This window comes from Glaciihabitans sp. dw_435 (assembly GCF_018449675.1).
In the GTDB taxonomy this organism is placed as follows: domain Bacteria; phylum Actinomycetota; class Actinomycetes; order Actinomycetales; family Microbacteriaceae; genus Glaciihabitans.
Genome location: NZ_JAAVUZ010000002.1, coordinates 170,104 through 181,444 on the forward strand (window position 1 = coordinate 170,104; position 11,341 = coordinate 181,444).

Below are 11,341 nucleotides of genomic sequence, written 5' to 3' on the forward strand. Positions count from 1 at the left end.
CCGCTCCCGCACGGGCACGCCGCCGTAGAATGGGGTATGCCTTCATCCCGCCGCCGCGCGGCAGCCGCCCCGTCGCGTCTCGCGTCCCGGGATCGCCACGGTCGTGGCATCCGCGCCGCCGTCACGGGTCCGCACCTTCCGCTGCTGCGGTCGCGCGCCGATCTGTTCGACATGACCGTCGCGTCGACGGCCGAGTACCTGCGGGACATGTGGCCGGACGAGCTGGCGCGGGTGTCCTTCGAGGTCGCCGTACTGCCCGCCGCCATCACCGGAACCACGGGACTCGACCGGTGGCAGGTGATGTCTGCCGAGCACCGGGTCATCCTCTTCCGGCTCCCCATCGAACGCCTGTCACGGCTGCACCGCTACGACGACCTGCACAAGCGCATGATGATCGAGAGCTGCGTGTTCCGCGCCGTTGCCGAGCTGCTGGGCAAGGACCCGTGGGACTTAGCTCCCGACCGCTTCCGTAACTACTAGGGGTAAACGCGGATCGGGGTGGACTCGCGTCCCGGCGCCGAAATCGTGTATCCGGACGCTCCCCCATCGTTGCGTGCCGTCACGGACGCGTAGATGCCCGTGTAGCCGTTGATGCGATAGCTGGCGTTGGCGGGAACAGCAATGGTGACGGATGCCCCGGCGGGCACCGGCACCGGGCGCGTCTTGCCGCTCGGGGTGTTGATCACCACGGTCTGATCGGCGGACGTCGGGTTCGTGAAGTGGAGGTCATCCACGAGCGCCGCCACCGTCGTGACCATCGCGTCGGAGGTGAGGAGCGGAGCAGCCGCCAGCCAGGCGAAGTCGGTCTTGCTGCCGTGGGCGACCGATCCGGCGTTCGAGACCCGGGCGGACGCGACGGCGGGCACGGTGGTGGTGACGCTGATGGAGTAGTCACCGTCGGCGAGCTCGTCGATCGGGAAGTCCGTGACCTTGCCGGCCTCGACGTCAAGTTCGAAGGACGTGCCGGTGGTGGTGCCGCTCTCGGGCACCACGGTGACCTCCGCCTTAGCGGCTACGGTGCCGGGAACGTAGAGGCGCAATACCGTCTCGAGGTCTTCGTACCCCTCGCGCCCGGACCGCTGGCCGATCGTTCCGGCTCCGGCGACGACAACGCCGGGGATGACGTTGGTGAGGCTGGCACCCTGCGTCTGGCCGACGATGTCCACGCCTCCGGCCTCGAGGCCGCGCACGATGGACTGCTGGAGGTTCGCGACGACCTTGCCTCCGCGGCTGGTGATGTGCACAACGGGCGATTCAGCACCGGGGGCGAAGCCGGCAAGGGAGAGAACACGCTGGCCCTGCGGGGCGATGAGGATGCCGGTCATGCCGGGGGCGGTGACCGGACCCTTCTCGGTGAGGATCTCGAGGTTCACCGTGGCGGTGACCTCGCTGGGGTTGCTGATGGTCAGGAGGGTGGTGCGGCCGGTCGCCGTGGATCCCCCGGACAGCCAGATGTCGCCGGAGGACGCGGTGCAGCTCGCGGAGGCGAGCCCCACGAACTCCCCCGTCGCCACGGTCTGCTGCTGGGCGGCGCCGATGAGCACGGGTGCCGTGGAGCCGTCGGTGACGGGAGGGGTGCTGATGAGTTGCGGTGCGCTGGGGGTGCCGCCGGTCGCGGCATCCGACCCGCTGAAGGCGGCGATGTTGACAGTGCCGGCGGAGGCACCGAAGCTCAGGGCAGGCGCCCCGAGGGCGGACGCGGTGGTCGCTCCCTGGCCGGAATCGTTCGAGAGGCGCAGCAGGCCACCCGGACAGACGAGCTGCTGCGCGGTGGCGACGGGGGTGACGACGACGCCCGCGGCCTTGGCGGTGATATCGGGAAGCGAGATCAATCCCGCACCGGCGACAACCACGACTGCGACTACGGCGCCGACGATACCGACGGCGACGCGGGCACCGACGACGGCCGCTCCCCGCAGGGTGGGCTGACGCTTGGGGGCCGCAGCCTCGGGCTCGGCGGTCAGGTTCTCGTTCTGCTCGGGGAAGTCGGCGTAGACGCTGCCGGTGGTCGTCGGCACGGGCTCGCGCTCGTGCTCAACGGGCGTGACCTCGATCGGAATCGCGTCCACGCGGGCGACGTCCGTGCCGGGGGCGTCGTTCGTCACGGCCTCGTCGGGCACGTTCTTGTCATTCGTGGGATCAGACACTGTCGTCCTCGTCAAAGCTCGGGCCCTCGTCCGTGGTTTCGGCCACGGTCGAGCGGCGGCGTCCACGGGAGGTCGGCACCGCCAAAAGCAGCGTTACAAAGAACACGAGGGCTGTCACGCCAAGGATGAGGATCCCCAGCGGGGTGCCAAGGGTCGAGTCCCCCGTGGGCGCCGTGCCGGGCGCCAGGTTGTCGTAGTGCCACAGAAGGCCCTGTGAGGTGTCGCCGATGGGAGCGAGAATCGCGTTGCCGTCGAGGGCATCGGCCGCGCGCTGGCGGGTCTCGCGGGCTGCTCCCGCCGGGGCATCCGCCAACAACACAAATCCAATGTGCTGCTTATCGAGCTCCGCGGCGATATCGAGGCCGCTGCGCGACGCGATGTTGCCCGCGAGGGTCGCGAGTTCCTTTTGCGCTGCGGTGAGGGTGGTGGAGGTCGTGACGAGAGTCGAGTACTCATCCAGAGTCGTACCGGTGCCGCGATGCAGGGTGGCGGCGAGACCGCCGTCGGGCTGCGCGGTGAGCTCGAGGGTGCCGAGGCCGGGTTTGGTGGATGCCTCGGCCGTGACAAATGCCGGCAGCTGGGCCTGGCTGCTCGCCTGAATCGCGGAGGTTCCCGCGAGGGGTGCGGCGAGCAACGGGATGACGACGAGGGTCGAGGCGATGCCTACAACGAGCGCGGGAACGATGACTCCGCGCTTGAAGACGTCCAGCGCGATCACCACGGCTCCCACGAGGCCGAGCCAGTAGAGGCTGAGGCCCGCGGCCGGCCAGATACCGGCGGCCTGCGATCCGACCAGCGACAGCTGCAGGTGGGAGGAGAAGACCGCCGTGAGGAATCCCAGCAGCGCGAGCACCAGCGCGGGAACGGCGCGGCGGGAGCCCGGCAGGAACAGCGCGGCGAGGGCGACGACGGCGAGGGGAAGGAACAGCACGGCGGCAACGACCGGCGCCGTGGCATCCGCGATCCCGAGCATGCTGCCGACGCTCTCCCAGCCGGTGAAGCTTGCGGCCGGGGAGCCGAGTACAAGGTGCCAGCCGGAGGGGGCGTCCTGCACGACCGCGATGCCGGGGTCGGTGAGGATGGCGAGCCAGTGGCCACGCATCGCCTGCGCGACGACGACGGGCGCGAACAGCACCGCGGCCGGAATCACGACCATGATCAGGCGGTGGATGCGGCGCGGGTGGGTGACCATCCAGGCGATGAGTGCGACGAGCAGTGCAGGAATGAGGCTGGGGGCGGATGCCACGACCGCCGCAAACAGCAGTGCGGCTCCGGCCGAAGCCGACCAGTTACGGGCCGCCGCCAGCACGGCGATGACGAGCCACGGCAGCAGGAGGTGCGCGATGACGGCACCGAGGTGTCCGCCGTTGAGGGAGCTGAGGAAGGGCGGCGCGAGGGACCACAGGATTGCGGCGACCGCCGCGGGCCAGGCGCGCTCGGTGAAGCGCACGGCGCACCACCACGCCCCGAGCGCGGCAAGCGGCAGCGCGGCGAGGTACAGCACGACGATGCTGAGTGACGGAGACCAGAAGGTGAAGGATCCGAGGACGGCGAGCACCGCGGTGAAGGGGTCGGACGGGCCGGTAAATCCGACGTTGATCTGATGCCAGCCGTAGCCGACGCTCGACCAGAGGGTTCCGATGGTCGCGGACAGCGGGGCGAGCGCTCCACCCGAGACGGCGGATGCGCCCAGCAGGGGGCCGAACGAGATGATGCCGATGATGGCCGTCAGCAGCACGGTCCAGGCACCACCGCCGGAGAGGAAACCGACCCGGGTGCGCGGCACGGCCGGAGAGGCGGCCGCTGCCGCGGTCTCGCGCTGTTGCGCGTGGTGTTCGCGGGCCTCTGCCGTGGACATCCGCAGGGGGCGGATCGCCTTCCAGCCGAGCTTTCGGTTGCGCCGCAGATTGCGACGGGCGGGGCCTACTCCGCGACTGAACGCCGCTCGCAGCGCGGTCGAGAACTCCCCGCCGACGGCGCCGGGCTCCTTGCGGATGAGGTGAATGATGGCGCGCACGATCGCCAGCGGCACGAGCGACAGCCAGTGCAGCGGCAACATGATGGCGCGGGAGTACACGAGCCGGCGATGCAGCTGGGCGGCGCGGCCGAGGCGTGCGCGGGTGCCATAGGAGATGGTGCGGCGGTCGAACAGCTCGGGGCCACCGACAGTGGCAACGCGGGCCGTGGGAACGCCGATCACGCGGTGGCCGGCCAGGCGCACCCGCACGGAGAAATCGAGGGCCGCGTCTACCGACGGCAGGGCGGGGTCGAATCCGCCGAGCGCCTGCCACACCGAGCGGCGCACGAGCATGCCGGCACTTCCCACGGCGAGGAAGTCGCTCTGCAGGTCGTGTTGTGCCTGGTCGAGTTCATTCTCGACGAGGGCGATCGATGCACCGAAGCGGGTCATCGTTTCGCCGTACTCGGCGATCGTGTCGGGGCGGTCCCAGCGCATGAGCTTGGGGCCGGCGATCGCGACCGACGGTGCGATCTCGACGGCGCTCAGCAGATTGGAGAGGGCGCGGGGGTGAGGTGCGCTGTCGTGCGAGAGGAGCCACAGCCAGTCGTCCTCCGACTCGGCGGGGCTCGCGGCGTGCAGGCCGTCGGTTACGCCGCCGCCGAAACTGCGACGGGTGGTGCTGACGAGCTGGGTGGGACCCGCCGCTGCCAGAAGAGCGGATGTCGCATCCGATGAACCGGCGTCGACATAGACGACCGCATCGGGCAATCTCAGTTGAGACGCGACGGCGGCCAGTGTTCGATCCAGAAACTCGGCCCCATCGCGGGCGACCAGGATCGCGGTAACTCTCGGCTGCATCTAGAAGAGACTAGGCGCGCTTACGAAGTTTGCGACGCTCCCGCTCCGACAGTCCGCCCCAAATACCGAATCGCTCGTCGTTTTCGAGCGCGTATTCGAGGCATTGGTTGCGAACTTCACACGAACCACAAATTTTCTTGGCATCGCGTGTCGACCCACCCTTTTCGGGGAAGAAGGCCTCGGGATCGGTCTGCGCACAGAGTGAATCCGACTGCCAGGCGAGAGGGTTTTCCTCTTCGTCCTGACGAACTCCCGGAACGCCGAGGCGTACCGGATCGACAAACCAGTTGTCGGGAACGGAGGGGCGGTATTCGTTATTGACCATGACGATGTCTCCCCTCAGTGTTGCTTCTTATCGGTCACGCTTGCGCGTTAGTGATAATTACACCGGTGTAGTTCGCAAGAGTCAAGTCGCGAATCATAAAACCTTCAACCGACATCCGAGGGTTAGCTCGAAGACAAAATTGAGTTTCCCTGTTCTTCCGGGCCGCAATCCCCGTGTTCTGGGGGTTGCGTCGCCTCCCCCGGCAGAATGCCTCGGCGTGTCGCGCCGGCTCGCCAGGGACGATCACGCGTCCTGAGAGTTTCCGCCCTCGGAGTACGACCGGGCGCGTCGCACCGTTAAACGGTAGACGGCGTGCGAGGCGGATGCAACGTGGCAGGGTCAGGCGGAGAGCGCGGCCGTTCTGGCTGTCCACGCGGAATCGACCATCTCACGGAGCGTGTGCCGCATGCGCCAGTCGAGATCGCGCGCGGCGAGCTCTCCCTCCGCCACGATGCGGGCGGGGTCGCCGGGGCGGCGGGGTGCAATCTCGGGGATGAAAGCGATGCCCGTGACATCCGCTATCGCCGCCATGATCTCGCCGACCGAAACTCCCTCTCCGCTACCGAGGTTGTAGGCAGGCTCAAGGTCTTCGTGGGCGTCAAGCTTGCGCGCTGCCTCGACGTGGGAGACGGCGAGATCCGCTACGTGGATGTAGTCGCGCACGTTCGTGCCGTCCGGCGTCTCGTAGTCATCTCCATTGATGCGGGGCGTGCGTCCGGCGACCAGCGCTTCAAACACCAACGGGAAGAGGTTGTGCGGGCTCGTGTCATACACGCTGGGGTCTCCGCTGCCGACCACGTTGAAGTAGCGCAGACTCGTGTGCCGCAAGCCGGTGGCGATCGCCTGGTCGCGCAGCAGCCACTCGCCGATGAGCTTGGATTCGCCGTAGGGCGACTGGGGGTTCTTGGGGGTGTCTTCGGTGACGAGCTCGCCGGGAGGAGTTCCGTAGACGGCGGCACTCGACGAGAACACGATGCGGTCGACTCCGCAGAGCTGCATCGCTTCGAGCAGAACCGCGGTACCCGTGACGTTCTGCTCGTACGTGTGCAGTGGCCGCGTGACGGAGACTCCCGCGTACTTGTAACCAGCCACGTGGATGACGCCCGTCACGTTGTGCTCGGTCATCGTCGCCACGAGAAGGTCCTTGTCGAGGATCGAGCCCTGCACGAACGGTACGCCCTCCGCCACGAAGGCCGCGAACCCGCTCGAGAGGTCATCCACCACGACGGGCGTCAGCCCGGCATAGGTCAATGCCCGCACTACATGAGCTCCGATATACCCCGCACCACCCGTTACCAACCACGTCATGGAGCTAACGCTAGTGCCCGAATCTAGGGATGGCTTATGCGGATGGTGTGCTTCGGCGCAGCGCCGCGGTTGTGCGCACCGGATCGCGCGAGTTTTTCTCGATCATTGTCGGTGGAAGATGCGGGGGCGGATGCCACGAGCCGGGGGTCCGTGGGGATGCGCCGGTGTCCGTCTCGCCCGATCACCACGATCGTGGAGACGATTGCCCAGACGCCCAGAAGGGCCATGAATACGAGGAATGTTGTCATGGCAGAAAATCTATGACTTGGCAATTCCTGCCGACAGTGGCAGCATTGCCATCAATCGTTTCTTTCCTGCCACGGAGGTCCACGTGCTGAAAAAGGTTGTCCTGCTAGCCATTCCCGGGGTCGCGCCCTTCGAGTTCGGCGTGATCTGCGAGGTCTTCGGCATCGATCGCACAGACATGGGTGGCGCAGCCTTTGACTTCACCATCGCCACGGCCGAACCCGGCCCCGTGCCGACCAGCCTCGGCTACGACATCACGATTCCGTACGGCCTCGAGGTCGCCGCCGATGCCGACCTCATCGCGGTTCCCGCGCACAACATCTCGGGTGTCGACGAGCGCTTCCTGCAGGTCATCCGCGATGCCGAGGCCCGCGGCGCCTGGGTGCTCAGTGTCTGCAGCGGCGCTTTCGTGCTCGCGCAGGCCGGCATTCTCGAGGGGCGCAGGGCCGCCACCCACTGGATGCACGCCGACCGGCTTGCCGCCGAGTACCCCGGCACCACTGTCGATCCCGATGTGCTGTTCGTGGAGGACCGCCGTGTCATCACCAGCGCCGGCACCGCCTCCGGCATCGACGCGGCCCTCCACCTCGTGCGCAAGGAACTCGGTGCGTCCGTCGCCAACGTCATCGCCCGCCGCATGGTCGTGCCACCCCAGCGGGACGGCGGCCAGTCGCAGTACATCGACACCCCCATCCCCGCCTACAAGAGCGACTCCTTCGCGTCGGTGACACAGTGGATGCTCGACAACCTGAGCCAGGACCTCACCGTCGACCAGCTCGCGCGCAAGGCACTCATGTCATCCCGCACGTTCGCCCGCCGTTTCCGCGCGGACACCGGTACCACCCCCGCGGCGTGGCTCAACCGGCAGCGGATCATCCGTGCGCAGCAGATCCTCGAAAAGACGGACCGCGACCTGGAGGCCGTCGCCCAGGAAACAGGATTCGGCACGGCCGCGGTGATGCGTCACCACTTCGTGAAGGTGCTGCAGACAACTCCAACCGCCTACCGCCGCGCCTTCGGCTCGCTCTTGGCAGGTTAGATATCTGCGCTGACCCGCGCGCGTCTGAGCGTCCCGCCTCCGGCGACCCAGGGCCATACCGGCAGTAAGCAGGGCCACTATAAAGACCCCGCCACCGAACAATCTCCATGACAACGCCTCCGCCGGGAGGGAGTAATCAAGAGTCAGGTTCCATTGTCCGGCCGGCACCATCAGGGTGATCTGCCCGGAAGTTCCTCGAGCTGTGGGCACTGCAGAACAATCGGACCCGGCGGTTGAGCACAGAGTCGCGTTCCACCCTTCGTAGTCGGCCTCGTTGAGGGCGACTGGTACGTCAGTTGCGGCATCGAGTTTGTATACGAAGTGACCTTCGGTGTCATACGACACCGGGGAAACGTTAAGGGACTCCCCACACTCCCCCTGCGTCGCACACACGGCAGTAGCGGCCGCCGACGGGATCGCGTCGGGCAGCGTCTGGATCACCACTCCTGGAGCCGTCCAGAAGGCCCGCGTGTCTACACCGACAGCCTCTGGCGCGAACAGCTGTTGCTTGACAAGTTCGTACGTCTCAGTTCCGCGAAGGTTCACGTAACCGAACACACTGGGATCCCCCGTGTAGAAGGCGTCACCATATTTGCTGGCTATCGCGTCCACACCGGTGATATTTGCCGGCGCCGGATCACGGGCGGGTCGTTGCTTCTCGACACTGGGGTTGTCCGCCCGCTCCTCGATGAGCGAATCAACGCTCTGTCCCAGATAAGACGTCTCAACGGCTTGACGATCGGCTCTCCAGTCCGCCGGAACCGAGAACGCAGACAAGGTCCCTGACACGACGATGATTGCGACCAGCCCCGCAACAACTACTTGCTGGCGCACAGCTGTTCCCCGCAGCACGAGGAACAGCAGCGCGGCTGCGGCGGCCAGCAACACCCACTGCGGAATAGTTGAGCGGGGGTCGAAGGCGTAACGCGAGCCGATCAGGGCGAAGCCCACCAACATCGAGGCGACGAGCAGGCCAATTGTCCACTCCCGCCGCTTAGACGCCCGACCCTCGTCTACGCCGTCCGCCTGCGTGAGCGAGGACGCGACGGACCGCTCCGAGTGGAGAGTCAGCAACGACTGCAGGGCAACAACGCCTGCGGCAACGAAGCCGAACAAGATAACAAATTTGAAGTCGGACATCCGGAATCGACTTGCGTCGAGCCCTGGGAGGTGGGCGCCAATGAATTCGTGCCATGGCCAGAATGGCAAGCCGATGAGCACGGCCACAAGTGACACCGCGATGAGTGACCTGACCAAGCGGTCCTTCCACGGGAGGAAGGCAAGCAGGGCGACGGACACGGCGGGTATGAAAAAAGACCGCATGGTCGAATATGACGGCAACACAGGATTGTCGTAGGGAAACAACAGTGTGCCAATGATGCCGATGGTGAATGCGGATGTGTCAGGAGCAACGGCCGGGTAATGGCCTCGCGCGAGCAACGCCGGCAGGAACCGCAGCAGACTCATCAAGATTGCCGCGACACCGACGATGGCCAAGGGCAATAGGTACCGCGTGATCCTCGGTCGGAACGCGATCTGATTTGCAATGACCCAGACGGGGAGCGTGTAGGCCAGCGCGACGAGCATGCCCGGATAGATCGCAAGAATCGCTTGCCATGCGATGAGGGCGCCGATGGCTGGCGCCCACAGACTGCGCCAGGGCCACTTCACGCTTGTTAGGAGCATCACCCAGGGAATCCACGCATACCCTCGCGTGATGTCAAGATACGTGGCATTCGAATAGAAGCCCGTGACGAAGAACCAGCCAGCAAGGCCCACGAGCGCCGGACCGATTCCCACATTCCATCGGCGGGCGAACACGTACACCCCTACCGCACCGAACCCCACATGAAGTGCAGACAAGATGGCCGATGCGTGGAGCGTGAAAGGTCCGAAGAGGGTCATGAGACCAACGGGAAGGTAGTACGAGCTGTTCTGGAGGTTGGACACGGCCGGGTAACCACCCCACATGTACGACATCCACTGCGGTGGGTTAAAGAACCCACCATCCCGCCACCAGGCAAATGCTTCTTCGTTGTACCCGCCGATGAAGTCGAATTGGGGAATCACTGCCCCGGTGAAGTACGAGCCGAACACCAGAGACTCCAGCAGCACGAGCAGGCCCGCAACGATCGCAATCTCACGCATGCGACTGCGCGCGCCATCGGAGGACAGGAGCGTTGCCGTGCGGGTCCTGAGTGATTGCTCGCGGATCTTCACGACCGCCTTCCGTCTAGGTACGTCTCAATGAACCCTGGCTCGGGCTGGACCAGACTACTGGCTCCACGGGCGACCTCAGTTGCGGTTACCGGCGGTAGCCATGAAGACAGTTCCGGACCCCGAGAACGTCAGTCGGGATTCGTCCCTGACATACATGCTCGTTCCCATTGCCATCGTCGCGGTGCTATCCGATCCGGCGACCGTGGCCCCAGACGAGAGGCTCAGCAAGATGCACTCCCCCGTAACGTCGATAACGATTTCCTCGTGCCCGATGTCGACGACCGTCAGAACGAAGTCCGGGACGTCCGGTCGGAAGATTTCAACACCCTGCGCGGGACGCTCGGGCACAAGGTACGGAACCGCTACCGGAGTGAAGTCGAGTACATGAAGCAACTCGGGAATGTCGATGTACTTGGGGGTGAGCCCACCTCGCAGCACGTTGTCTGATGCCGCCATTAACTCAATGCCGAGGCCCGCGAGATACGCGTGAATATTTCCGGCCGGCAGATACAGCACCTCCCCCGGCGCCAGCACCACGCGATTGAGAAGGAGGGAGATGACGATTCCGGGGTCGCCCGGGTACGCGGCGGAAAGGTCTGCAACCGTTTGGAATTCCAGCTCTAGCCGGCCCGCCGAGAGTTGGACGATACGCGCCACGAGCGCATCGACACCGGACCCCCGGGAAATAAGCCAGTCAAAGACGGCAGGCAGAGATGAGTTGTCCGCCAATCGCGACAGCAGGTCGCTCACAAGCGAATCGTCTCCCAGAGCCTCGAGTAGCTGGCGCGTCGCACTGACCTCTCGGAACCCGCACAGAGCGTGATATTCGTCGCTCAACGCATAAATCAGCTCTGGCTTGTGCAACGCGTCCTTGTAGTTCCGGAATGGAGCGTCTAGCGGGATGCCTTCCGCATTCTCGCGCGCAAAACCCTCAATTGCTTGGGCGAGAGTCGGGTGGGCCTGTAAGGACAACGGTGATGCGGCGGCAAGGATCTTCAGCAGGAACGGCAGAGTGGTGGCTTTATCGAGGGTCGTGGCACCGCCAAGCTTGTCGGGCTCCAGCACGACGCTGGGCGAACCGGGGTGCGTGCCCAACCAGAGTTCGGCTTCGGGATGCCCCGTGGGCGGGTAGCCCAGCAGCCCGGCAATCGCCGTGGTCGATCCCCACGCGTAGTCGCGGGGTGTGTTGGTGATGCCTACAAACATCGAGCCTGTCCTTCTGCGTCGGTTAGACCAAA

The 11,341-nt window shown here is 65.8% G+C and carries 8 protein-coding genes; 2 read left to right on the top strand and 6 right to left on the bottom strand.

Going from position 1 to position 11,341, the window contains the following annotated elements; translation table 11 throughout:
• Window positions 1-36 precede the first annotated feature (36 nt).
• Window positions 37-480 (top strand): metallopeptidase family protein, encoded by a 444-nt coding sequence (locus HB677_RS03695; protein WP_213814320.1) that lies wholly within the window; start codon window positions 37-39, stop codon window positions 478-480.
• Here the strand turns inward: HB677_RS03695 and HB677_RS03700 are convergent.
• The 5 genes from HB677_RS03700 to HB677_RS03720 form a co-directional block, all read right to left on the bottom strand.
• Window positions 477-2,147 (bottom strand): DUF5719 family protein, encoded by a 1,671-nt coding sequence (locus tag HB677_RS03700; protein WP_213814321.1) that lies wholly within the window; start codon window positions 2,145-2,147, stop codon window positions 477-479. The genes HB677_RS03695 and HB677_RS03700 overlap by 4 nt on opposite strands.
• Complete coding sequence (locus tag HB677_RS03705; RefSeq protein WP_213814322.1) at window positions 2,140-4,965, bottom strand: glycosyltransferase family 2 protein; 2,826 nt, start codon at window positions 4,963-4,965, stop codon at window positions 2,140-2,142. The genes HB677_RS03700 and HB677_RS03705 overlap by 8 nt, the downstream gene beginning before the upstream one ends.
• Before the next feature lie 10 nt (window positions 4,966-4,975).
• Window positions 4,976-5,290, bottom strand: coding sequence for a WhiB family transcriptional regulator (locus HB677_RS03710; RefSeq protein ID WP_213814323.1), 315 nt, complete (start codon window positions 5,288-5,290; stop codon window positions 4,976-4,978).
• Window positions 5,291-5,629: 339 nt separating this feature from the next.
• Window positions 5,630-6,598 (bottom strand): UDP-glucose 4-epimerase GalE, encoded by a 969-nt coding sequence (gene galE, locus HB677_RS03715; protein ID WP_213814324.1) that lies wholly within the window; start codon window positions 6,596-6,598, stop codon window positions 5,630-5,632.
• A 23-nt stretch (window positions 6,599-6,621) separates the two neighbouring features.
• The gene (locus HB677_RS03720) at window positions 6,622-6,846 is read right to left on the bottom strand and encodes a hypothetical protein (protein WP_213814325.1); all 225 of its coding nucleotides are present in this window, start codon (window positions 6,844-6,846) and stop codon (window positions 6,622-6,624) included.
• An 83-nt stretch (window positions 6,847-6,929) separates the two neighbouring features.
• Here HB677_RS03720 and HB677_RS03725 point away from each other — a divergent pair, with 83 nt between their 5' ends.
• Window positions 6,930-7,883, top strand: a complete 954-nt coding sequence (locus HB677_RS03725) for a helix-turn-helix domain-containing protein (protein WP_307852481.1) — start codon at window positions 6,930-6,932, stop codon at window positions 7,881-7,883.
• Between the two features lie 2,295 nt (window positions 7,884-10,178).
• Here the strand turns inward: HB677_RS03725 and manA are convergent.
• Window positions 10,179-11,309, bottom strand: a complete 1,131-nt coding sequence (gene manA / locus HB677_RS03730) for a mannose-6-phosphate isomerase, class I (RefSeq protein WP_213814327.1) — start codon at window positions 11,307-11,309, stop codon at window positions 10,179-10,181.
• Window positions 11,310-11,341: the final 32 nt, after the last annotated feature.

What these genes read in the sequence shown, in the direction of transcription:
- galE (WP_213814324.1), bottom strand. Translation starts at nt 6,598, where the DNA reads ATGACGTGGTTGGTAACGGGTGGTGCGGGGTATATCGGAGCTCATGTA.
- HB677_RS03710 (WP_213814323.1), bottom strand. Translation starts at nt 5,290, where the DNA reads ATGGTCAATAACGAATACCGCCCCTCCGTTCCCGACAACTGGTTTGTC.
- manA (WP_213814327.1), bottom strand. Translation starts at nt 11,309, where the DNA reads ATGTTTGTAGGCATCACCAACACACCCCGCGACTACGCGTGGGGATCG.
- HB677_RS03695 (WP_213814320.1), top strand. Translation starts at nt 37, where the DNA reads ATGCCTTCATCCCGCCGCCGCGCGGCAGCCGCCCCGTCGCGTCTCGCG.
- HB677_RS03720 (WP_213814325.1), bottom strand. Translation starts at nt 6,846, where the DNA reads ATGACAACATTCCTCGTATTCATGGCCCTTCTGGGCGTCTGGGCAATC.
- HB677_RS03705 (WP_213814322.1), bottom strand. Translation starts at nt 4,965, where the DNA reads ATGCAGCCGAGAGTTACCGCGATCCTGGTCGCCCGCGATGGGGCCGAG.